At 59.3% G+C, this 21094-nt stretch carries 23 protein-coding genes, 1 tRNA gene and 1 pseudogene; 12 read left to right on the forward strand and 13 right to left on the reverse strand.

The genetic code is table 11. The features are described 5' to 3' along the window. Nucleotides 1-153 precede the first annotated feature (153 nt). Complete coding sequence (locus tag ELQ88_RS26590; protein ID WP_128872016.1) at nt 154-1536, reverse strand: glutamine synthetase family protein; 1383 nt, start codon at nt 1534-1536, stop codon at nt 154-156. 508 nt (nt 1537-2044) lie between these two features. Between ELQ88_RS26590 and ELQ88_RS26595 the strand changes: the two genes are divergently transcribed. Together ELQ88_RS26595 and ELQ88_RS26600 are read left to right on the forward strand one after the other, a co-directional pair. Next, the gene (locus ELQ88_RS26595) at nt 2045-3229 is read left to right on the forward strand and encodes a cyanate transporter (protein WP_138968736.1); all 1185 of its coding nucleotides are present in this window, start codon (nt 2045-2047) and stop codon (nt 3227-3229) included. Between the two features lie 223 nt (nt 3230-3452). Beyond that, complete coding sequence (locus tag ELQ88_RS26600) at nt 3453-4379, forward strand: LysR family transcriptional regulator (protein ID WP_138969584.1); 927 nt, start codon at nt 3453-3455, stop codon at nt 4377-4379. A 12-nt stretch (nt 4380-4391) separates the two neighbouring features. Here the strand turns inward: ELQ88_RS26600 and ELQ88_RS26605 are convergent, their stop codons facing one another. From ELQ88_RS26605 to ELQ88_RS26630, 6 genes are all read right to left on the reverse strand, one after another. Beyond that, nucleotides 4392-4757 carry a 5-carboxymethyl-2-hydroxymuconate Delta-isomerase gene (locus ELQ88_RS26605; protein WP_138968737.1) on the reverse strand — a complete coding sequence of 122 codons (366 nt, stop codon included), beginning with the start codon at nt 4755-4757 and terminating at the stop codon, nt 4392-4394. Between the two features lie 57 nt (nt 4758-4814). After that, the gene (locus ELQ88_RS26610; protein WP_138968738.1) at nt 4815-5741 is read right to left on the reverse strand and encodes a LysR substrate-binding domain-containing protein; all 927 of its coding nucleotides are present in this window, start codon (nt 5739-5741) and stop codon (nt 4815-4817) included. Nucleotides 5742-5864: 123 nt separating this feature from the next. Continuing rightward, entirely contained in the window at nt 5865-6209 is a 345-nt protein-coding gene (locus ELQ88_RS26615; protein ID WP_138968739.1) for a hypothetical protein, read from the reverse strand. 131 nt (nt 6210-6340) lie between these two features. Next, the gene (locus ELQ88_RS26620; RefSeq protein ID WP_138968740.1) at nt 6341-6892 is read right to left on the reverse strand and encodes a GNAT family N-acetyltransferase; all 552 of its coding nucleotides are present in this window, start codon (nt 6890-6892) and stop codon (nt 6341-6343) included. Continuing rightward, entirely contained in the window at nt 6864-7169 is a 306-nt protein-coding gene (locus ELQ88_RS26625; RefSeq protein ID WP_138968741.1) for a DUF1778 domain-containing protein, read from the reverse strand. The genes ELQ88_RS26620 and ELQ88_RS26625 overlap by 29 nt, the downstream gene beginning before the upstream one ends. Nucleotides 7170-7488: 319 nt before the next feature. Continuing rightward, nucleotides 7489-8406 carry a MerR family transcriptional regulator gene (locus ELQ88_RS26630; RefSeq protein ID WP_138968742.1) on the reverse strand — a complete coding sequence of 306 codons (918 nt, stop codon included), beginning with the start codon at nt 8404-8406 and terminating at the stop codon, nt 7489-7491. A gap of 164 nt (nt 8407-8570) precedes the next feature. Between ELQ88_RS26630 and ELQ88_RS26635 the strand changes: the two genes are divergently transcribed. From ELQ88_RS26635 to ELQ88_RS26665, 7 genes are all read left to right on the forward strand, one after another. Further along, complete coding sequence (locus ELQ88_RS26635; RefSeq protein ID WP_128872008.1) at nt 8571-9017, forward strand: PAS domain-containing protein; 447 nt, start codon at nt 8571-8573, stop codon at nt 9015-9017. 124 nt (nt 9018-9141) lie between these two features. Next, the gene (locus tag ELQ88_RS26640) at nt 9142-9564 is read left to right on the forward strand and encodes a nuclear transport factor 2 family protein (RefSeq protein ID WP_138968743.1); all 423 of its coding nucleotides are present in this window, start codon (nt 9142-9144) and stop codon (nt 9562-9564) included. Then, entirely contained in the window at nt 9561-10310 is a 750-nt protein-coding gene (locus tag ELQ88_RS26645; protein ID WP_138968745.1) for an SDR family NAD(P)-dependent oxidoreductase, read from the forward strand. The genes ELQ88_RS26640 and ELQ88_RS26645 overlap by 4 nt, the downstream gene beginning before the upstream one ends. Nucleotides 10311-10316: 6 nt before the next feature. Next, complete coding sequence (locus ELQ88_RS26650) at nt 10317-11564, forward strand: FAD-dependent oxidoreductase (RefSeq protein WP_138968747.1); 1248 nt, start codon at nt 10317-10319, stop codon at nt 11562-11564. Next, on the forward strand, nt 11561-12373 hold the full coding sequence (locus ELQ88_RS26655) for a DUF1365 domain-containing protein (protein ID WP_128872005.1): 813 nt from the start codon (nt 11561-11563) through the stop codon (nt 12371-12373). The genes ELQ88_RS26650 and ELQ88_RS26655 overlap by 4 nt, the downstream gene beginning before the upstream one ends. Next, nucleotides 12348-13607 (forward strand): cyclopropane-fatty-acyl-phospholipid synthase family protein, encoded by a 1260-nt coding sequence (locus ELQ88_RS26660; RefSeq protein ID WP_138968749.1) that lies wholly within the window; start codon nt 12348-12350, stop codon nt 13605-13607. The genes ELQ88_RS26655 and ELQ88_RS26660 overlap by 26 nt, the downstream gene beginning before the upstream one ends. A gap of 1 nt (nt 13608) precedes the next feature. Further along, nucleotides 13609-14097: a DUF2878 domain-containing protein gene (locus tag ELQ88_RS26665; protein WP_138968751.1), complete on the forward strand. Its 489-nt coding sequence runs from the start codon at nt 13609-13611 to the stop codon at nt 14095-14097. A gap of 56 nt (nt 14098-14153) precedes the next feature. Here ELQ88_RS26665 and ELQ88_RS26670 read toward each other — a convergent pair whose 3' ends face one another. Continuing rightward, a complete protein-coding gene (locus ELQ88_RS26670; RefSeq protein WP_138968753.1) occupies nt 14154-14690 on the reverse strand; it encodes a DUF3833 domain-containing protein in 537 nt (178 codons plus the stop codon). A gap of 10 nt (nt 14691-14700) precedes the next feature. Further along, on the reverse strand, nt 14701-15207 hold the full coding sequence (locus ELQ88_RS26675; RefSeq protein ID WP_228761569.1) for a chalcone isomerase family protein: 507 nt from the start codon (nt 15205-15207) through the stop codon (nt 14701-14703). 649 nt (nt 15208-15856) lie between these two features. On the opposite strand from ELQ88_RS26675, the gene ELQ88_RS26680 reads away from it, so the two are divergent. Both ELQ88_RS26680 and ELQ88_RS26685 read left to right on the forward strand, forming a co-directional pair. Continuing rightward, nucleotides 15857-17515, forward strand: coding sequence for an arylsulfatase (locus tag ELQ88_RS26680; protein WP_138968757.1), 1659 nt, complete (start codon nt 15857-15859; stop codon nt 17513-17515). A gap of 130 nt (nt 17516-17645) precedes the next feature. Continuing rightward, nucleotides 17646-18914 carry an OmpP1/FadL family transporter gene (locus ELQ88_RS26685; protein WP_138968759.1) on the forward strand — a complete coding sequence of 423 codons (1269 nt, stop codon included), beginning with the start codon at nt 17646-17648 and terminating at the stop codon, nt 18912-18914. A gap of 154 nt (nt 18915-19068) precedes the next feature. On the opposite strand, the gene ELQ88_RS26690 is transcribed toward ELQ88_RS26685, so the two are convergent. Both ELQ88_RS26690 and ELQ88_RS26695 read right to left on the reverse strand, forming a co-directional pair. Then, entirely contained in the window at nt 19069-19401 is a 333-nt protein-coding gene (locus ELQ88_RS26690; protein WP_138968761.1) for a type II toxin-antitoxin system HicB family antitoxin, read from the reverse strand. Continuing rightward, complete coding sequence (locus ELQ88_RS26695; protein WP_138969585.1) at nt 19398-19577, reverse strand: type II toxin-antitoxin system HicA family toxin; 180 nt, start codon at nt 19575-19577, stop codon at nt 19398-19400. The genes ELQ88_RS26690 and ELQ88_RS26695 overlap by 4 nt, the downstream gene beginning before the upstream one ends. 356 nt (nt 19578-19933) lie before the next feature. On the opposite strand from ELQ88_RS26695, the pseudogene ELQ88_RS26700 reads away from it, so the two are divergent. Next, nucleotides 19934-20041: pseudogene (locus ELQ88_RS26700) on the forward strand (DUF3077 domain-containing protein); the annotation flags it as partial. 145 nt (nt 20042-20186) lie between these two features. On the opposite strand, the gene ELQ88_RS26705 reads toward ELQ88_RS26700, so the two are convergent. Beyond that, nucleotides 20187-20276 (reverse strand) — tRNA-Ser (locus ELQ88_RS26705). Nucleotides 20277-20359: 83 nt separating this feature from the next. Continuing rightward, nucleotides 20360-21073, reverse strand: coding sequence for a phosphoribosylaminoimidazolesuccinocarboxamide synthase (gene purC / locus ELQ88_RS26710; protein ID WP_007898671.1), 714 nt, complete (start codon nt 21071-21073; stop codon nt 20360-20362). Nucleotides 21074-21094: the final 21 nt, after the last annotated feature.

Genomic DNA, 21094 nt, shown 5'->3' on the forward strand with positions numbered 1-21094 from the left:
TGCTGTCGGCAAATGTGAAAATTTCATTTACCGCAGCGACACAAATTTTAAGCAGCCAACCATCAATTTTTTGTGAAAAAGAAGCCAACGATTAGTTGGCTTCGGGGATTAACGCTTAACTTTTAGCTTATTTGAGAATGGTTCAGGTTCTGTTCAGGCTTGATGCAAATACCAGCGCCAGTCCTGCTCACCGACTTCACCCATGAATTGTCGGTATTCGGCACGCTTCACCGCCAGATAAACCCCAAGAAACTCGGCGCCGAATGCCTCCCGCGCCCAGCTCGAACCTTCCAGCGCCCGCAACGTCGTCAGCCAGTCCGTCGGCAACAGTTTCGTCGCCTGGGCGTAACCATTGCCCTCCACCGGTGCGCCCGGGTCGAGTTGCTCGCGAATGCCGCGATGGATACCCGCCAGGATCGCCGCCGCCGCCAGATACGGGTTGGCGTCGGCGCCGCAGATACGATGCTCGATATGCCGCGAGAACGCCGGCCCGCCGGGCACACGCAAACTCACGGTGCGATTGTCCACGCCCCAGGTAACCGCCAGCGGCGCGTAGCTGTTGGTCTGGAAACGGCGGTAAGAGTTGGCGTTGGGACAGAACAGCAACAACGAATCGAGCAACGTGCCGAGCATCCCTGCGACTGCCTGTTTCAGCAGCGGGGTGCCATCCGGGGCTTCGCTGGCGAACAGGTTGTTGCCGTCCTTATCCGCCAGGCTGACGTGCATGTGCATCCCGGTGCCCGCCAGGTCATCGAAGGGTTTGGCCATGAAGCATGCCGTCATCCCGTGCTTGTGTGCCACGCCCTTGACCAGCCTTTTGTAACGCACCGCTTCGTCCATCGCCTGCAAGGCGTCAGTGCGGTGTTCGAGGGTGATTTCCACCTGCCCCGGCGCGTATTCGGATATCGCCGTGCGCGCCGGAATGCCCTGGAGCTTACAGGCGCTGTAGAGGTCGGCCAGGAACGGCTCGATCTGCTCCAGCTCACGCAAGCCGTAGACCTGGGTCCCACGCGGACGCCCGCCATCGACATCCCGCGCCGGCTGCGGCCGTCCGTTGCTGTCGCGCTGCTGATCCAGCAGGTAGAACTCCAGCTCCGCCGCCATGACCGGGTAATAGCCGTCGGCCTGCAAACCTTCGATGACTTTCGCCAGCAGATGCCGTGGATCGGCAATGGTCGCGGGCATGCCCTCTTTCGGGTGCATGCTGACCTGCACCGCCGCGGTCGGAATCAATCGCCACGGCATGCGCGTCAGACTGCCGCTGATCGGGTAGGCCCGGCAATCGATATCACCGACGTCCCAGACCAGCCCGGAATTTTCCACGTCATCACCGTTGATGGTCAGGCCGAGGATGGTGCTCGGCAAAGGCCGCCCGCTTTCATACACCGCCAGCAACTCATCGCGGTGCAGCAACTTGCCCCGGGGTACGCCGTTGTTGTCGAGGATGAACAACTCGAACATCTCGATATCCGGGTTCTGCTCGAGGAAGGTCAAGGCTTCTTGTGTGGAGGCGAAGGAGGTCGTGGCACAACTCATGGGCATTCTCTTGTATTCGCGTCAGGCAAACGCACAGGCGCTGCCGATTTGATCCCGGCGCACAGCACGGGACCTGTAGGAACAATCAACGGAAAAGGCAGGAGTCCGGCGGGCGCGCGTGACGACAATGCCACAGCGCCCAAAAGGCGAGTTCGGAAGGGAGTGCAACCGGACTATCGTCCATAGAGAAGACCGCGGTAAACACATAAGCGGCAGCGTCACACGGGTGGTCAAGTCGTTAAATCGGGATTTGAAGAACTTTGGGTGTGGGTTGGCTAAACATTCACAGTCCCTGTAGGAGCGAGCTTGCTCGCGATGGTCTTTAACGATAACGCGTGCTTACTAGCTAAACGCGGCGCTCTTAAGTCCATCGCGAGCAAGCTCGCTCCTACAGGGTGCTGTGTTCCGACAGTAATATTTAATTTCTAGATACCACCCCGGACATTCTGATTTGCGGCCTCCACCCCTCCAGCGCCTAATCGGTTCCTTGTCATACTAGGTCCGATTGATGGAAAACGTCCGCGCAACCTCCCGCCCTGCCCTCTGGCTGATGGCCGGCATCATTCTCGTAGCCCTGAACCTGCGCCCCTCCATGGCCGCCGTCGGTCCTTTGTTATCCGCCATTCGCGGCGACATCGCGCTGAGTTTCAGCCTGGCCTCGCTGCTGACCATGCTGCCAGTGATGGCGATGGGGCTGGCGATGTTCTTCGGTCTCCGGGTCAGCCAACGACTCGGGGAACAACGTACCGTGGTGCTCTCGTTGCTGATTATCGGCATCGCCACCGTGTCGCGCCTGTTCCTCGATTCGGCGGTCGAACTGATCCTCAGCGCCGTGCTGGCCGGTATCGGTATCGCGCTGATCCAGGCCGTGATGCCGGCGCTGATCAAATCCCGCTTCAGCGATAACGTATCCGTGTGCATGGGCCTCTACGTCACCTCGATCATGGGCGGCGCCGCCATCGCCGCGTCTTTCGCCCCCCTTGTGATGGCGCGGACCGGCAGTTGGCGCGTGGGCCTGGCGATCTGGGCGGCGCTGGCGCTGGTGGCGTTGCTGGTCTGGGGCGGCCGGCGCTCAGGGATGCCGACGCCGGTTTCGGCGTCATCACCTGACGCATCCTTCTTCGGCAATTCCCGCGCCTGGTTGCTGGCGCTGTTCTTTGGCCTCGGAACAGCGTCCTACACCTGTGTGCTGGCCTGGCTGGCGCCGTACTACGTGGAAAAGGGCTGGAGCGAACAGAACGCCGGGTTGCTCCTGGGTTTCCTGACCGCCATGGAAGTGTTGTCCGGCCTGGTGACGCCGGCCATCGCCAACCGCAGCCGCGACCGACGCCTCGTGCTGGTGGTGTTGCTGGCACTGATCATGGCCGGGTTCTGCGGGCTGATTCTCGGCCCGCAACACCTCAGCCTGTTATGGCCGTGCCTGTTGGGGCTGGGCATCGGCGGGTTGTTTCCGATGAACCTGATCGTGTCGCTGGATCACCTGGACAACCCCCGGCGAGCCGGTGGACTGACCGCCTTCGTACAAGGCATCGGCTACCTGATCGCCGGTCTCTCGCCGCTGTTGGCCGGGATGACCCGCGATCAACTCGGCAGCTTCGAGTGGGCCTGGTGGTCACTGACCGGCGTCACGGCGCTGATGATCCTGATGGTCTTGCGCTTCGATCCACGGCACTACGCCAGACACATCAGCTAATCTGGAACGGGCGATCGGGGTCATGCATTGGCACGCGACCACTGTCGATGCCCAGGCGCCGCGCAATGCTTGCCGCCTTGCAAAAGCTCAAGGCTTATGGCAACCGCCTCACAACTATCAGCGAAACTTCCCACAAGGCATTTTCCTGACACCATCGTTCCGCTAGGATCTTGCGCACACGTTTGCGCATGTTCAGCGCAAGGAACGCAGCGAGATGGAATGGATGCTGAACAGCAATTTGCTTAGAAAGCTCGACATGCAAGACCTCATGGTGTTTGTCGCCGTGTACGAGCAAAGCAGCGTCACCGGTGTCGCCGAGACACTCTGCGTCAGCCAGTCCACCGTGAGCTATTGCCTGAAAAAGCTGCGCACCAGTTTCGAAGATGAGCTGTTCATCAATACCCGCGCCGGCATGCGCCCCACCGGCAAAGCCAGCACCATGTACTCCCACGTGCTGAAAATCCTCGAAAGCATCAACCTGTGTCACGCCAGCGCCCAGACGTTCGACCCGACCTTGCAGTCCATCACGTTCAACATCTGTGCCCCGGAGTACTTCGAGCAACTGATCCTGCCGCGCCTGCTGAAACGCTTGGATTTCGCCGGCCTGCCGGTGATGATCAACATGCACAAGCTCGAAACCGACATCCCGACCGAGGCACTGCGCGATGGCAGCCTGGACCTGGTGATTTGCTTCGGCCCCCACTTCCATCGCAGCCACAGCGACCTCAACTCCCGGGTATTGCTGGAGGATGAGCTGGTCTGTGTCTTCGATAAGCGCGCCCCACCGCTGGAGCTGCCGCTAAGCCTGCAAGCCTACGTCGCCCGCCGGCATGTGTTTCCGACACCCTGGACGTCCAACACCAACATGGTCGATGGCTGGCTGGCGCAGCAGGCGCAAAAACGGCAAATCGTCGCCCGCGCCAACAGCTACAGCGCGGCGCTGAAAATGATCACCGGCACCGACTTCATCGTGACCCTGCCCCGACGCATCCAGCCATTGCTGGCCAGCGAGGCGATCTTCAAGCATTGCGAAGCGCCCGTCGGCTTGCCGGGGTTCACCCTCGATATGCAGTGGAGCCAAAGGGCCGATCAGGACAGCGCCAATACCTGGTTGCGCAAACAAGTGGCCCAAGCCTGCATCGAGCAGTAAAAGGCCTGAGACTCAGTGACCAATGGCAATCTTGGTGTAGGACTCGCGATCGATGTCGAGAATTTCCACGGCCAGCTGGACTTCAATGCCCGTTGGCCATTGACACAGGTCCTGCACCACCGCCAGCAGGCTGTCCGACAACTGCTTCTTGATCTGCCCTGAGCGACCACTCAATAACGCCAGCTTCACATGCACGAACGCCCGTTCAGCCATTGCCGTACCGACCTTGAACGTCTCGACCTTTACCGCCCGGCTCTTGATGTCGAATTCGGCAGCGAACTGACCGGAAGCCACCAGCGCATTGTTGAGCCGGATCAATGCCACGTCGGCATTCAGATCAGGCAGGTTGGCGGTGTATTCCATGTGCAGATGAGGCATGACGGTGCTCCTGAAAGTGGGCGGAAGGGTCGTAGATATAACACAGCGGTGCCCTGCTCACTCTGGCAGCGGCAACATCGCGCGCTCACCCATGAATGCCTCCAGCCGCGACCGCAACCAGCGCTCGGCCGGATCGGTATCGACATGGCTGAGCCAGACCATCGACAGGTCCAGGGTCGGCGCCTGGAACGGAATGGGTTCCCTGAACAGCACCCCGGACGCGGCCATCGCCTCGGCGGTGTAATCCGGCAGGCTGGCAATCAGATCAGTCCCGGCGAGCAAGGCCGGCAATGAACTGTATTGCGGCACCGAGAGCACCACATGGCGCGTCCGGCCAATCTCCGCCAGCCACTCATCGGCATAACCGCTGATATTGGCGGTGTGGGACACCAGCACGTGGGGACGCTGGCAATATTCATCGAGGGTCAGCGGCGTATCGGACGCATCGGCGCGCAATATATTGGGCTGGATATGCCGCAGCAACTTGCGCTTGGCATTGGCCGGTAACCCGCGGGTCTGGCTGATGCCGACGGTGATATCACCGGACGCCAGCAAATCCGGAATCCGCCAGTAATCGACATGCTGCACCACGAACACCACCTTCGGCGCTTCCTGGCGCAAGGCCCGCAGCAACGGCGGCAGCAGGCCAAACTCGACATCGTCCGACAGCCCGATACGGAAGGTCATGGTGCTGCTGATGGGGTCGAAATCATGGGTCAGGCTCAAGGCCACCGACAACGAATCCAGCGCCGGCGACAGGTGCCGAATAATCTCCTCGGCCCGCGCCGTCGGCTCCATGCGATGGCCGACGCGAATGAACAGCGGATCGTTGAACATCACACGTAAGCGATTAAGGGCCGAACTGATGGTCGGCTGACCGAGAAACAACTTCTCCGCCACGCGCGTGACATTGCGTTCGAGCATCAAGGTCTCGAACACCACCATCAGGTTGATATCGGCCTTGCGTAGTTCATTGCGATTCATCCACTGATCCCGATCCCTGTATCTGCCGACAGTTTAGGTAGGTGTCTCAATCGGCGTCTATGCGACCAAGTGAATAGGTTGATGCAGTTTGCGTTTAATGTCCGAAAGCGGCCTGATACCGGTTCACTGATTTTTCTGCCGAGTTGAATCGTCAGCGGGTAGGACCGGAGGAGATTCGGGCATCAGCGGCGCATCTTCATCAGGCGTTGTCTGAGGTTGAGCCACTACCGTCGGGGTGACCGGATCAGGGAAAGGCAGGAAAAGTCGGACAATCCATCCGATCAGTGACAGAAGCCCGAAGGTAACGAAGCCAAAGATCAGCCCGACAACCAAAATGCTCAGGGGGTGGATTTGCTCTGCGTCAGGGCTTTCCAGCATGTAGCGAGAAGCCTGGACAGCCGCGTACAGGCAGGCCGCCACGGCTGCCAGCAGCTTTACGACCAACCAGAGCCGTTGCCCTCTGTTCATGCACTACCCCGTCAGCAGGTGATTTGCTCTGTATTGCATGATAGCTAATGAGCTGGATGCGCCTTCTCTTGATCTGGAAAACAACAAAACCCCATAACTTGTCCAGCTACGAGGCTTTTCTATGTATTACGTTATTCAGTCGTATCGACAATCGCCCGCAGGATCGGCTCGATGCTGACGAGCATGGGAACTCCTCCCCTGGTATCGGGCCCGCTCAGGGATTGAAAACCCAAAGACTCGTAATACGAAACTGCATTCGGCGCCGCATCCAGATACAAACCTCTGATAGGCACCTCGTTGTGAACCTTGGCCGCCTGGATAAATGTATGTCTCAGGATTTCCTGTCCAATTCCAAGCCCCTGATATCGACGGTCCACACCGAACATCACCATCCGCACCACGGGCAACTGAGACGGCAGGTTCGATTTTTTGATGGCCGATTTCGCTAGCGTTCTGTCAATGTGCCCCAGCGTGAGCGTACCAAAGCCAACGACTTCGCTCGCAGGGTTAATCGCACCAATACCCCGGATGTTTTCGCTCTTCAGGGCACGCTTCAAACCGCTTTTGTAGTACTCGTCCATCATGGCAAGCCCACAATCGAAATCTTTCAGATAAAGGTAAGTCTCAAGACGAACCTGCAAATGGTTGTCGATTTCATAAGCCGGAGCCGCTTTTGTCCCCATGCTTCCCTCTCATCAGGTTCAGTAACCCAGGCGTTGGAGCCGTATCCTCGTTAAGGATCTCCAGGGCTCGGGCATAGGCTTGTTCCGACACTTCGATACGCCGATGTTTTTCCATCACCTCCTCCGCCTTCTCAAAGGCAGACGAAATAATGAAAGAAGTCATATCAAGCCCAGAGATTGAAGCGGCCTTGCGGATGAACTCCTTCGCGACGTCCGTGGTTTTGAGTTCAAGCCGCGCATTTTTTGGTGCTTTGAGAATTTCGTTAATTTCTATCATGGGATGTCCCCGTTTTCAGAGCGTATATTTCCTTACTGAGTGTCATTTTGTTGCATCCCCAGATGACCCGTGAGCAAGCGCTTTATCTCTGCTCGTATCAGAGGTCTTCAATCAATGTACGGATGTTAGACGTATAGCCAGACGAGCGTCAACCTCCATCCGTACAGTAGCCGTACGCGGCAGCTATCTGAAAAGTGAAACGTCGCATGCAAGTGATCCTCACGCTCTGGAGGGATGATCCGGCTCGCTGAACTCTCGATACAGTTGTAGGCAAAATCCGAGAGTTGCGCGTTATCCGGACCCGAGGGAACGACCGGATTCAAATTTGCAGCGTCCCCCTTACCAAGGCTTCCAGCCTGGGCAAAATACTCGCTTCGTCATTGCCCAAAATGGCAATCGAAGAACCCTGTAACCCTGCCGACGAAACGGCGGCTGCGTCGCCGGCCAACGCCACCGGGCACGTAACGCCCATTTGAAGGGCACGCAGACGCTGGTGCGCATCGGCCTGCAGTGGCACCTGGACCCATAACACCAGCGCGGCGGGCTGAATGGCCTTACACAGCAACGGCAGTTCTTCCAGGGGCTGGCCCGTGCCCAGCACCTCGATGCGCAGCTGGTCATTACTCATCAACAAACCGGCGCACAACAGCTCCAGTTCGTGCGCATGGCCCGAGCCGTCCGCCAGCAGCACGCAAGCACCGTTGCTCGGGTTCATCTGCAGTCGCAACAACATCCGCGCACGCAAGAAGGCGTCCAGGAACAGCCACTGACTGCGTCGGCCGAATGCATTGCCGGATGCCAGGCTGCGCCAGACAGGCAGCAGAACAGCCTCCAGTACCGTAGCCTTCGGATAGATCGTGAATAGTTGCCCGTGGAGGCGCTCCAGCTCTGCGCCATCAAAAGCCTGCGTGGCACGATGAACTGCCTCTTGCCACTGGACCAGGGGGGATTCGGCCGAGCCTGATACAGCGAGCCCGGGCGTGTCCTGCTGCCGGACGAGCAGAGCGCCTATCTTGCTGATGGGCAGACCCCGGCTGGTCCAGAGCATGATGCTACGTATATGTTCGATGTCCTGTTGCGAATACAGGCGATGCCCTCCCACAGTGCGTACTGGTCGGATCAGCCCGTGGCGGCGCTCCCATGCCCGCAGGGTGATCGGGTTGACGCCGGTCAGGCTGGCGACTTCCCGCATGGGGAGCAAGACGTCGTCGGAGGCGGATTCGATGGGCTCGGTCATTAAAAGTCGTTGCATCCTGAGTGTGTCGGCATTCTAAACCAGGCATGACACTTTTAAACCAGCACCAATCGTTGTCCGGCGTCCCTGCGCCCTGCCATCTAGGCATGGCTGTCGCTGACGACTACGCTGTTGGACAAACCCCCGAACCCCAGCGAGCCCGGACCATGATTGACGCCAAACTCCTGCAACTTATGGTCGAAGCCTCCAATGACGGCATCGTCGTGGCCGAGCAGGAAGGCGATGACAGCATCCTCATCTATGCCAACCCTGCCTTCGAGCGCCTGACCGGCTACAGTGCCGACGAAATTCTCTACCAGGATTGCCGGTTCCTGCAGGCAGACGATCATGATCAGGTCGGCCTCGAGGCAATTCGCGATGCCATCCGCCGCGGCCAGCCCTGCCGTCAGGTGCTGCGCAACTATCGTAAGGATGGCAGCCCGTTCTGGAACGAGCTGTCTATCACTCCCGTGCACAATGATGCCGACCAGTTGACCTACTACATTGGCATTCAGCATGACGTCAGCGACAAGATTGCCGCTCTGGAAAGGATTCAGTCACTCGAGACCGAAGTGGCCGAGCTTCGCCTTCAATTGGCAAGGCTTGGTGGCTAAAGACGGATAGCGCTAGACCGACACGAAAAGTGTACAAGAATATTGACTTGTACAATTTTCGACGTAGGCTTCAGACAAACCTGTACAATTATTTCGAATTGTACAATTTTGCCTGGAGCCTGCCATGTCTGCATATCTCCGCCATTTTGCTGACACGTTCATAACGCTGAACGCTGATCGCCTGGGCCAACTGGGCGAGCTATACAGCAACGACGTTCAGTTTCGTGATCCGTTGCATCAGCTTGATGGCTTGACGGCACTGCACACTTACTTTGAAAAACTGTACACCAACGTCCAAGAAATCCGCTACGACATCCTCGACGTGGATGAAACCGCCCCCGGCCACGGTTATCTGCGCTGGAACCTGCATTTCCGTCATCCGCGCCTGTCCCGCGGCCAGCTGATCAGTCTGCAAGGCTGCAGCCACCTGCGCTGGGCGACACATGTCTACCTGCACCACGACTACTTCGATGCCGGCGCCCTGCTCTACGAGCACGTCCCGGTTCTTGGCGGGGTGATCGGCTGGATCAAGGGAAGGCTCGCATGAGTCGCTGCTGGTTGACAGGGGCCAGTAGCGGCCTTGGTGCTGCCCTGGCTGAATTGCTGCTGGAGCAAGGCCATGCGGTGGCCTTGGGGGGCCGGCGGGCGGAGGCACTGATGCCGCTCGTGCTGCGCCACCCTCGGGCCCTGCTTGCTACCGGCGACGTGACTGACCCACGACAGGTCGCGGCTATCTGCGAGGACATCGAGCATGCGTGGGGCGCACTCGACCTGGTGATCCTGAACGCCGGCACCTGCGAATACCTTGTGCCGGGCAGGTTCGACGCCGAGACAGTCGAGCGCGTGATGCGCACTAACCTGCTCGGGGTCAGTTACTGCCTGCAGGCGGCACTGCCACTGCTGCGCCGCGGGCACCGGCCACACCTGGTGGTGATCGGCAGCTCGGTGACCTGGCTGGCGCTGCCCCGGGCTGGCGCCTATGGCGCGTCCAAGGCGGCCCTGCGTTATCTGGTCGAGTCCCTGCGCCTGGATCTGCACGCCGAAGGCATCGATGTAACGCTGGTCAGCCCAGGCTTCATCGACACCCCCCTGACCCGGCGCAATGCCTTTGCCATGCCACAACTCTGGACGTCCGACCGCGCCGCGCGGCATGTCGTCGCGCGCCTGCCGCGCCGACCGTTGGAGATCAACTTTCCACGTCTTTTCACTCTCGTCCTGCGCCTGCTCGGCGCCCTGCCAGCGCGTTGGCGCCTGGCCCTGGGCCGTCGCCTGGCGCGAACCGAACAGGAATAGCGACACATGCGCATCGCCATCATCGGTAGCGGGATCTCTGGGCTGACCTGTGCCTATCTGCTGTCACGTCGCAACGAGGTGACCGTGTTTGAAGCAGCCGACTGGATCGGCGGCCATACCCATACTGTCGACGTCCAATGGCAGGGCCAGCGTTATGCCGTGGACACCGGTTTCATCGTCTTCAACGACTGGACCTACCCCAACTTCATCCGTTTGATGGATCGCCTGGGCGTCGTCTCGCGCCCTACCGAGATGAGCTTTTCCGTCAACGATCCGGACAGCGGCCTGGAATACAACGGCAATAACCTCGACACCCTCTTCGCCCAGCGCGGCAATCTGCTGTCGCCGGGCTTCTGGGGAATGTTGCGCGATATCGTGCGCTTCAATCGCCAGGCGGTGGCCGACCTGGATGGCCACCGCATCGAGCCAGGCATGAGTCTTGGCGATTACCTGCACACGCGAAGCTACGGGCAGCGTTTCATCCATCACTATATCGTCCCTATGGGCTCGGCCATCTGGTCGGTATCAAGGGCCGACATGCTGCGCTTCCCGCTGCACTTCTTCGTCCGATTCTTTCGTAACCATGGCCTGCTCTCGATCAGCCAACGCCCGCAGTGGCGAGTGATCGAGGGTGGCTCGAGCAGCTACGTGGAGCCGTTGTGCAAGACCTTCGGCGAGCGCATTCGGCTCAATTGCCCGGTGACGAGCGTCCACCGGGACGACACCGGCGTGGAGATCACCAGCGCCGCAGGCCAGGAGCGCTTCGACAAGGTCGTGTTCGCCTGCCACAGCGACCAGGCTTTGGCGCTGCTGGAGCAACCTTTGATCGCCGAGCGCGAGGTGCTTGGCGCCCTCACCTATGCCGCCAATGAAATAGTGCTGCACACCGACACCCGCCTGCTGCCCTGCCGGCGCAAGGCCTGGGCCAGCTGGAACTATCGCCTCGGCGGACCCGCCCACGCCCCGGCGGCCGTGACCTACAACATGAACATTCTGCAAGGCCTCGACGCCCCGGTGACCTTCTGCCTGAGCCTCAATCAGGGCGACTGCGTGGACCCGTCGCAAGTGCTGGCACGCTTCAATTACGCCCATCCCCAATACAGCCTGGCCGCCATGGCGGCCCAGGCGCGCCAGGGTGAGCTGCAGGGGAACCGGCACAGCTATTTCTGCGGCGCTTACTGGGCAAACGGCTTCCATGAGGATGGCGTGGTCAGCGCACTGGACGTCGCACAAAGGTTCGGGGAGCGCCTGTGAACAGCAGCCTTTGCTACGGTTGGGTCAGCCACCGGCGCCTGGCGCCGCGGTTCCATGGTTTCCGCTATCGCAGCGGCATGTTTTACCTGGACCTGGACGAACAGGAACAGCTGCTGGGCCTGTCCCCGCTGCTCGGTGCTTCTCGCCTGGCGCCGCTGTGCTGGCGAGAAACCGATTACCTGCCGGCCTGGACCCGTCGCGGCATACCCTTGAAGGACGCGGTGCGCGAAGTGGTGGCCAAGGCCCTGGGCCAGGCACCGGACGGCGCCATTCATTTGCTGACCCAGCCGCGCAGCTGGGGAATCTCGTTCAATCCGGTCAGTTTCTACTTTTGCCACGACAGCGACGGGCACCTGGCGGCAATTGTGCTGGAAGTCCGCAACACCCCCTGGCGTGAGCGCTTTCACTACGTGTTGTCGGTGCTGCCCGGTCAGCCCCGGCAGTTCTCGGTCAGCAAGGCCTTCCATGTCTCGCCGTTCCTGCCGATGGACATGCAGTACCACATGCGCTTCCACATCGATGGCGAGCACCTGCGCATCCACATGGAAAACCGCCGCGAAGGGCAAACAGTCTTCGAGGCCGACCTGGCCCTGCGCCGCCAGCCGCTGGATGCCGGCGCCCTGCGACGCCACGTACTGGCCTTCCCCTGGATGAGCCTGCGCACCCTCACCGCCATTTACTGGCAAGCCATGCGCCTGCTGCTCAAGCGCACCCCGCTCTACACCCACACGTCCAGTAAGAGCAGCCAAGACCTTGGCCATCACGTCCACGAGGAGCCCGAGCATGTCCGATCCAACTCTGAGCGTTAGCAAATCCTTTAGCCTGGCGCCACTATTCGGCGGCCTGGCCAGAAGCGCCGTGCTCACTCAGCTGCGCAACCTGCGCCAAGGCCGTCTGCGCCTGATCTGCAAAGGCCGGCAGTGGCTGTTCGGCGATGCCGGCAGCGCACTGCATGCCGAGGTCGAGATCTTCGACGAGGCAGCCTGGGGCATGGTGGCGGCCAACGGCTCGATCGGTGCCGGCGAAGCTTACATCCACGGCTGCTGGCGCACTCCGGACCTGGCCGCGGTCACCCGCCTCTTCGTCGCCAACCTCGAGGTGCTCGACGCCCTTGAAGGCGGGCTGGCCCGCCTGGGCCGTCCGGTCCTGCGCCTGCTGCATTGGTTCAATCGCAACAACAGGCGCGGCTCGCGGCGCAATATTCTCGCCCATTACGATCTGGGCAATGCCTTGTTCGAGCGGCTGCTGGACCCGACCATGATGTACTCGGCGGCCATGTTCGACAGCCTGGAGCAGAGCCTGGAGCAGGGCCAACTAAACAAGCTTGAGCGTATCTGCGACAAACTCGCGCTGCGCCCCGACGATCATCTGCTCGAGATCGGTACCGGATGGGGTAGCCTGGCGATCCATGCCGCCACCCGGCACGGCTGCCGAGTGACCACCACCACGTTGTCCGAGGCGCAGTACGCCCATACCCTGCAGCGCGTCCGCGATCTTGGCCTGCAAGAACGCATTACCGTCCTGCGCGAGGACTACCGCGACCTTGGCGGACGCTTCGACAAGCTGGTCTCGATCGAAATGATCGAGGCGGTCGGGCACCGCTATCTGCCGGTTTACTTCCGCCGCTGCGCGTCGCTGCTCAAGGATGACGGCTTGATGCTGCTGCAGGCCATCACCATCCGCGACCAGCGCTATGAACAGGCCCGGCGGTCGGTGGATTTCATTCAACGGCATATCTTTCCCGGCGGTTCCCTGCCCTCCCTGAGCGTCATGCTGCAGACCGCCAGTCGGCATACCTCTTTGAACCTGGTGCACATGGAGGACTTCGGCCTGGACTATGCGCGGACCCTGCAGCACTGGCGCGACAACTTGCGTCAGTCGCGCACCGCGTTGGTCGAGCTGGGCTATGACGATACCTTTCAGCGCCTGTGGGAGTTCTACCTGTGTTACTGCCAAGGCGGTTTCGAGGAGCGCGCGATCGGCGTCGCGCAACTGCTCTGGGCAGCCCCGGCCGCACGTCGCGCATCGCTGCCGGGCGGCTGATATGAGCCGGGCCTGGCTGATCGGTAACGCGCTATGGATGCAGGCCGCCTGGTGGGCTTGCGTGCTGAGCGAGCGGCATCCTTGGCTGCTACTGCCGGTGGTGGCCGGCCTGTTGGTGCATGTGGCTGCTTGCCCTCGCCCGGGCGAAGAAGCAATCACTCTGGCCTGCGTGGGGATGGCAGGTTGTTTACTGGATGCCGGCCTGGGTGCGCTGGGCGTTTTCGATTTTGCCCAGCGCCCCCTACCCTTGTGGCTGGCCATGCTGTGGCTGGTGTTGGCCAGTGGGCTTCGCCACAGCCTGGCCTGGGCTCGACGTCCCCTCTGGTACGGGGCGCTACTGGGCCTGTGCGGCGCACCTCCGGCTTACATCGCCGGTGCTACGCTGGCCGGTGTTGGCCTGCCTTGGGGCACTCTCGGCACGGTCCTGCTGCTCGCGCCGTTGTGGGCTGTATGGATGCCGCTTGTCCTGCGCCTGGCTGCACCCCGCTGACAAGCAACTGCCTTCGAATGCGTGAACATCCTCTGCTTTGGCCGGTTATCGAGGGTTCATGGAAGCGACTCCGGCTGGCGACGGAAGAACAGGATCACTTCTCCCACCTCGACGCCAAGCTTGCTCATGCTCGAGCGATTGATCATCGTGTCTTCGTCCATCAGGTACATCCAGTCGTCCAGATCAACTTCCCAATGCCTGCCGTCAACCGGCAGGTCAAGACGATAGCGCCAGCGCAGCGCGTTGCCAGCGACCTCGCCCCTGGCCTCTCCGATTACGTCGTCCGCACGACCACGCCAATGCCCGGCGCCGGTCTGTTCCAGCGTCCAGACGCGCCGCTGACGCGTGCCATCGCTGTAGAGAAAACGCTCGTCGAGGATCAGCTGCCGGCCCTCGACGCGGCTTTCGATCCGGACATGGAAACGCTTGACCACCTCGCCCGAGCGATTCTGGAACAGGCCCCAAGCCTGTACCGGCCGGGAGAAGAACGCCACCAGATCCAGGGCCGGTCGCTCCTTTGCATAGTGCTCCACGCCAATGTTGTTACAGCTGACCAGCAACAGGCTAACGAGCAGTACCAGTATTTGACGCATCTCAACCTCCTCACTCCGCCGATCCGGCCATCCCCAGCAGTTGTTGACGCAATTGCTTATCCCGGGTGCGCGGATCGAGCCAGATGCCGAAGAAGGCGCGGGCGAATGCAGGGTCCTCGACCCGCCGGCGCAGTTGGCCGTCGACGAAGAACGTGCAGCCAAAGCCTGGATGGTAGACCCCGGTAATCCGCATTCCGGGCCGAACATCGACGAAGGCGCCACGCATTTCACGGGACCAGCGTTGGAGCGTTGAGTCCTCTGGACGAGCCCCTGCCATGCGACGCATTTCCTTGAGACTGGCCTCCACCAGCGTGTCCCTGGAAAAGACACGGTGATAAGTCAGTTCGAGTGCAAAGGGCTGATCCCAGGTCAACGGCAACCCAGCGCTCCACAACCGCGCGGTGTATAGATTTACGCCGAACCAGGTGAAGTCGCCGCTGCCCACCAGACGCCCATCGGGCAGCGCGGGACGCCAATCCGCCCAGGCAGGTACAGCGAGTACCAGTGCGAAGAGCAAGCATCTCGACAGACGATGTGCGAGAAAGCGTCTGGAATCAGCCACGTTCATCAAGGTATTGACCTTCTTATGAAATTCTATACAAGACTAGCTCAATGTATAGTTTTTACGCGACCAATAGATAGCGGCGTACAACTTTTTGGGTAGGCATTTGATGCCCCCCCCCCCCCGTGGCTCTGGGGCACCTCCGTTGGCGCCACCGCAGGTCAGCGCGGCCGCGTAGTAGGCGACCAAGGCGATTCAGTCTAATACCTCAAATTAAATGCGCGTACCTAATCGCGGGGACTGCGTTTTGTGTCCGTATTTATTACAACTTGCCGATAAGAATCCAGAAGCCTTATTCAGGTCGATACACTACTTGAACTCTCAATTAGTTGCTTCAGACCCACAACTTTTAAAATAACAAATCCTATAGAGCGAAATATTCTACAAAAAAATGAATTTGCAGTCCGCAAGGCGCGCGAATGAAAACAACCGAACTACGCTATTACGGGCACCTTGAGTAGTGAGCGGGAGTTCTATTACTGGTTGACCTTATTGAACTGCCCAGGAGCAAGGTTTGGGGGATCACTCACCATGATTCTGGTTGTTGCGCACTTGATGTTTGAGTGGCAGCAACAAGATCAATACTCGGCAGAGGAATCCAGTCATGAAACAACCCCCGCATCGCGCCAGGTTCTACCTTGCCTGTTCATTGCTGTTAGCGCTCAACGGTCTTGTCCAGGCTGCGCAAACGGCAAAACCCAACATTCTGTTTATCGTCTCCGACGACACTGGCTATGGTGACTTGGGACCTTACGGTGGCGGTGTCGGTCGAGGCATGCCCACACCCAGCATTGATGAACTGGCCGCACAAGGTACGACCTTTTATTCCTTCTACGCCCAACCCAGTTGCACGCCCGGTCGGGCAGCCATGCAAACCGGGCGCATTCCGAACCGCAGTGGCATGACCACGGTTGCGTTCCAAGGCCAGGGTGGCGGTTTGCCTGCGGCCGAGTGGACGCTGGCTTCGGTGCTCAAGACCGGCGGCTACGACACGTACTTCACCGGTAAATGGCATTTGGGCGAAGCCGACTATGCGCTGCCCAACGCCCAGGGCTATGACGTGATGAAATACGTCGGCCTGTATCATCTCAATGCCTACACCTACGCTGACCCGGAATGGTTCCCCGACATGGATCCTGAAACGCGGGCGATGTTCACCCAAGTGACCAAGGGTGCGCTATCGGCCAAGGCCGGCGAAAAGCCGGTCGAAGAGTTCAAGATCAATGGCCAGTACGTTGATACACCTGTAGTGGACGGTAAGCCCGGCGTGGTCGGGATTCCGTTCTTTGACGGGTATGTCGAGAAAGCCGCGATGGAGTTCCTCGACACTGCGGCCAAATCGGACAAGCCGTTTTTTATCAACATCAACTTCATGAAAGTGCATCAACCGAACATGCCGGCACCCGAGTTCGTCCATAAATCGATCTCCAAATCCAAGTATGCCGACTCGGTGGTGGAACTCGACACCCGTATTGGCCGCATCATGGCCAAGCTCAAGGCACTGGGCATGGATAAAAACACCTTGGTGGTCTACACCACCGACAACGGTGCCTGGCAGGACGTATACCCCGACGCCGGCTACACACCCTTCCGGGGTACCAAAGGCACGGTGCGTGAAGGTGGCAACCGGGTGCCTGCGATAATGGTCTGGCCGGAAAAAATCAAACCCAGTATGAAAAACCACGACATCATCGGTGGACTTGATCTGATGGCGACCTTTGCCGCGGTAGCCGGGATCAAACTGCCGGAGAAAGATCGCGAAGGCCAGCCCATCATGTTCGACAGCTATGACATGACCCCGGTACTGCTCGGCACCGGCCCGTCCCCTCGCAAAGAGTGGTTCTACTTCACCGAGAACGAACTGTCGCCCGGTGCCGCCCGCGTCGGTAACTTCAAGGCCGTATTCAACCTGCGGGGCGATGACGGCGCCCCCACCGGTGGCCTGGCTGTCGATACCAACCAAGGCTGGAAAGGCGCGAGCAAGTATGTGGCGACCGTGCCGCAGGTCTTTGACTTGTTGCAAGATCCCCAGGAACGCTACGACATTTTCATGAACAACTTCACCGAGCGTACCTGGTCGATGGTTCCCATCAGCGTGGCGATCAACAACCTGATGAAAACCTACGCTCAGTACCCGCCACGCAAGATGCAAAGCATGACTTATGACGGGCCGATCGAGTTGTCCAAATACCAGAAATTCCAGTGGGTTCGAGAAGAATTGCAGAAGGAAGGCATTCACCTGCCGATGCCAGCCGGCAACTAGTCAACCTGGAAAAAAGTGGCGGGCTGTTCGCACGCCGTCACTTCTGACCTGACGTTTATGAGTATCCGCTAACGCGTCAATAACTCACTGCCGGGAGCATCAAAATGAAAACAGTTGGCAAGGTGAATGTATGCCGACAAAAATGACTACCTTGCCCGCTTGTACATTACTCGTCCTGTGCTCTCAGCAAGCATGGGCTGGCGGGATCATGCTTTACGAAATCGGTACCGATAACGTCGGCCTAGCCAACGCCGGTTCCGCCGCCAGGGCTCAAGGCCCTTCGACGATTGCCAGCAATCCGGCAGGCATGAGCTACCTGCCGGGCACGCAGATCACAGGTGGCTTGCAGGTGCTCTACGGCAACCTCAAATTCAATCGCGACGACGACACCAACGTCGTGGGCAGTGGCAGTGGCGCTGCCCTTGACCCGATGCCGGGTGCCAGTTTTTTCATTAGCCATCAACTTGATGATCATTGGAGCGTGGGCTTCGGCAACTACGGTGACTTCGGTCTTGCCGTCAATTACGACAACGACTGGTCCGGGCGCTACTTCGCACAGAATTCCAGCCTCCTCGGAGTGTCTTTTGTGCCAAGCCTGGCCTACCGCTTCAATGACCAATGGTCGGTGGGCATAGGCGTTAAAGCCATGTACGGCATGCTGCAAGCCCAGACGGCCATCGACCGCTCACCCTTCGCCCTTACCGACCGCGGCGATGGACAATACAAGTACAAGGATAACGATTGGGGCTTTGGCGCGAACGTGGGGGTCATCTATGCCCCGCAACCCGGCACGCGCATCGGCCTGACCTATACCAGCAAGGTCGACCTGAAGTTCGAAGACGGCCTGGACGTAAAGGGTAACGGCCCGCTCCTGCAGCGCCTGGACGGCACCAACACCGAACTCGACATGACGGTGCCACAAACCGTCACATTGAGCCTGTTCCAGCAACTCGACCCACGCTGGGCCCTGCTCGCCTCGGTCAACTGGCAGGATTGGTCGGAATTCGGCGAGATCGCGGCCCGGGTCGACACCACGGCGATCGATGCGGTATCTACCACGATCGATGCCCACTACAAAGACACTTGGCACGTGTCGCTTGGCGGGCAATTCCAGGCCACCCCGCAGTTGCTGTGGAATTTCGGCGTAGCGTACGACAGCAGTGCGGTGTCCGATGGCGATCGCACCTTTACCGTGCCCATGGCCGAATCCTGGCGCCTGGGGACGGGCGCCACCTATGCGCTGAACGAGGACACGGACGTCAACGTCAGTTGGGCCTTGATCTGGCTCGGCGATATGCCGGTGGATCAGACTAAACCTCTATCGGGCAACCGCACTTCGGGCCAGTTCGACAACGCCTGGATACAAACCGTGACCGGAAACATGACTTGGCGTTTCTGAAATCCGCGACGGCTTGAATGAAGTGGATCGCTGTCGACATCGTTCGCATCAACCGCGTGATGCCGCGTTATATACATGTATCTGCAGGAGGGAGTTTTGCAGATCAAATTCCGAGTCGTCCCTATATTTCGGGTGCGCCCCCCATACCATTTCGTCAGGCATGCGCCTCACGATCAAGAACGTCAGCCACCCACTGATTGATACCTTTGCGAGCCAGCTGAGCTTTTACGGCAACGGTAGCGTGGAGCGCTGGCGCCAAACGAAGACTGAGATTGCCCGAATAAGGTTTCTGCGGCGTCCGGCCGAGCTTGGCACACGTATCCAGATAATCGGTGACGGCCTCTTCAAAGGCTTCTCGAAGCTCCCGTACTGACTCGCCATGAAAGCCAACGATATCCTTGATACCCGCGATGTGGCCGACAAACAGACCGTCTTCGTCGCTGTATTCAATTCGGGCGGCATAGCCTTGATAGTTCATTACGTTCATGGGGTGACTCCTGCTTGTTCAAGGAAAGCCCGCGCATCACGAACCTGGTAGGGCTTCGCTTCTTTGTCTGGGTGAGGCCGGTGAAAGGTAGCAACCACACCGTTCAGTTCGAAGCGTACCCACGACCCATTGCCTTCAATGGTCTTGGCACCAACCGCGCCAAAAAGCGACTCGATACGCGCCCCAGAATATCTGGGTGACTCTCGATGAAGTTGTAGGCAAAATCCGAGAACTACGTAAGGGGGTTCGCTTGCTGCGCTTTTGGGCAGTTACCGCCTTGTTGGCCATATCTCGGCGGGATACTCTCCAGACGTCGCTGCACATTCAGCGACCGGGCTTGGTAACCCGGTGGAATATGGCGTAACAGCGCCTCCAACACGATTGCGGATGTTTTTTCTCATCTGCAATTCTGTTTTATGGCGGCTGTGCGTGGGACGTCTTCGGACGTGCCGGTTTCCTTGATTCCCCGGTTTACCAACCTGCGTACAGCTGCCACCCATTAGCTTGGTATCGAATGCGGCAGCTCCTCAAATCTTGGGCCGCACACTATTTGACTGCAATGGGAAAAGCGCTGATCGATGATGTGGTTAAGGCTGTTTCGCCACGACCTACCTGGAAAGCTAAAAAGTCAGCAAAATAGCGGTCAGCCTCTCTCCGACAAGACTCGCGCTTTCTGGGGCCTCCAACTGCGGTTGAGAGCGTGCAGCTAAAAAAACCCCCTATTACGAAACGCTAGAAACGAAAAAGCCCCGTAACTTTTCAGCTACGGGGCTTTTTCCATGTAATGGCGGAGAGATAGGGATTCGAACCCTAGGTACCGGTGAAGGTACAACGGATTTCGAATCCGTCCCATTCGGCCACTCTGGCATCTCTCCAACGGCGCGCATCATAACAACACTTTCGCCGGAAGCGAACCCCCTAAGCGAAATATTTCTGTGCTATCAGATGCTTGCGTCGATTAAAGCGGTACGCCCAGACGATTGGCGACTTCTTCGTAGGCTTCGATGACATCACCGAGGCCCTGGCGGAAGCGGTCCTTGTCCATTTTCTTGCCGGTGGCCTTGTCCCACAGGCGGCAGCCGTCCGGGCTGAATTCGTCGCCCAGGACGATGGAGCCGTCGGAGAACACGCCGAATTCGAGTTTGAAGTCGACCAGCAGCAGGCCGGCGTCGTCGAACAGTTTGCTCAGGACTTCGTTGACCTTGAGCGACAGTTCTTTCATGCGAACCAGTTGCTCGGCGGTGCCCCAACCGAAGGCCACGACGTGGGATTCGTTGATGAACGGGTCGCCCTTGGCGTCGTCCTTCAGGAACAGTTCGAAGGTGTAAGGGTTGAGCTTCATGCCCTCTTCGACGCCCAGGCGCTTGACCAGGCTGCCGGCGGCGTAGTTACGCACGACGCACTCGACCGGGATCATGTCGAGTTTTTTCACCAGGCATTCGTTGTCGCCCAGCAGTTTGTCGAATTGGGTCGGCACGCCGGCGGCTTCGAGTTTCTGCATGATGAAGGCGTTGAACTTGTTGTTCACCATGCCTTTACGGTCGAGCTGTTCGATGCGCTTGCCGTCGAACGCCGAGGTGTCGTTGCGAAACAGCAGGATCAAGCGGTCAGCGTCGTCGGTCTTGTAAACCGATTTGGCTTTGCCGCGGTAGAGTTCTTCACGTTTTTCCATGATGGGCTCCGCTTGCTAAGT

The organism is Pseudomonas sp. MPC6, assembly GCF_006094435.1.
In the GTDB taxonomy this organism is placed as follows: domain Bacteria; phylum Pseudomonadota; class Gammaproteobacteria; order Pseudomonadales; family Pseudomonadaceae; genus Aquipseudomonas.

Excerpts from the sequence above, each read along its gene's own strand:
- ELQ88_RS26590 (WP_128872016.1), bottom strand. The coding sequence starts at position 1,536 with ATGAGTTGTGCCACGACCTCCTTCGCCTCCACACAAGAAGCCTTGACC.
- ELQ88_RS26595 (WP_138968736.1), top strand. The coding sequence starts at position 2,045 with ATGGAAAACGTCCGCGCAACCTCCCGCCCTGCCCTCTGGCTGATGGCC.
- ELQ88_RS26600 (WP_138969584.1), top strand. The coding sequence starts at position 3,453 with ATGCTGAACAGCAATTTGCTTAGAAAGCTCGACATGCAAGACCTCATG.
- ELQ88_RS26605 (WP_138968737.1), bottom strand. The coding sequence starts at position 4,757 with ATGCCTCATCTGCACATGGAATACACCGCCAACCTGCCTGATCTGAAT.
- ELQ88_RS26610 (WP_138968738.1), bottom strand. The coding sequence starts at position 5,741 with ATGAATCGCAATGAACTACGCAAGGCCGATATCAACCTGATGGTGGTG.
- ELQ88_RS26615 (WP_138968739.1), bottom strand. The coding sequence starts at position 6,209 with ATGAACAGAGGGCAACGGCTCTGGTTGGTCGTAAAGCTGCTGGCAGCC.
- ELQ88_RS26620 (WP_138968740.1), bottom strand. The coding sequence starts at position 6,892 with ATGGGGACAAAAGCGGCTCCGGCTTATGAAATCGACAACCATTTGCAG.
- ELQ88_RS26625 (WP_138968741.1), bottom strand. The coding sequence starts at position 7,169 with ATGATAGAAATTAACGAAATTCTCAAAGCACCAAAAAATGCGCGGCTT.
- ELQ88_RS26630 (WP_138968742.1), bottom strand. The coding sequence starts at position 8,406 with ATGACCGAGCCCATCGAATCCGCCTCCGACGACGTCTTGCTCCCCATG.
- ELQ88_RS26635 (WP_128872008.1), top strand. The coding sequence starts at position 8,571 with ATGATTGACGCCAAACTCCTGCAACTTATGGTCGAAGCCTCCAATGAC.
- ELQ88_RS26640 (WP_138968743.1), top strand. The coding sequence starts at position 9,142 with ATGTCTGCATATCTCCGCCATTTTGCTGACACGTTCATAACGCTGAAC.
- ELQ88_RS26645 (WP_138968745.1), top strand. The coding sequence starts at position 9,561 with ATGAGTCGCTGCTGGTTGACAGGGGCCAGTAGCGGCCTTGGTGCTGCC.
- ELQ88_RS26650 (WP_138968747.1), top strand. The coding sequence starts at position 10,317 with ATGCGCATCGCCATCATCGGTAGCGGGATCTCTGGGCTGACCTGTGCC.
- ELQ88_RS26660 (WP_138968749.1), top strand. The coding sequence starts at position 12,348 with ATGTCCGATCCAACTCTGAGCGTTAGCAAATCCTTTAGCCTGGCGCCA.
- ELQ88_RS26665 (WP_138968751.1), top strand. The coding sequence starts at position 13,609 with ATGAGCCGGGCCTGGCTGATCGGTAACGCGCTATGGATGCAGGCCGCC.
- ELQ88_RS26670 (WP_138968753.1), bottom strand. The coding sequence starts at position 14,690 with ATGCGTCAAATACTGGTACTGCTCGTTAGCCTGTTGCTGGTCAGCTGT.
- ELQ88_RS26680 (WP_138968757.1), top strand. The coding sequence starts at position 15,857 with ATGAAACAACCCCCGCATCGCGCCAGGTTCTACCTTGCCTGTTCATTG.
- ELQ88_RS26685 (WP_138968759.1), top strand. The coding sequence starts at position 17,646 with ATGCCGACAAAAATGACTACCTTGCCCGCTTGTACATTACTCGTCCTG.
- ELQ88_RS26690 (WP_138968761.1), bottom strand. The coding sequence starts at position 19,401 with ATGAACGTAATGAACTATCAAGGCTATGCCGCCCGAATTGAATACAGC.
- purC (WP_007898671.1), bottom strand. The coding sequence starts at position 21,073 with ATGGAAAAACGTGAAGAACTCTACCGCGGCAAAGCCAAATCGGTTTAC.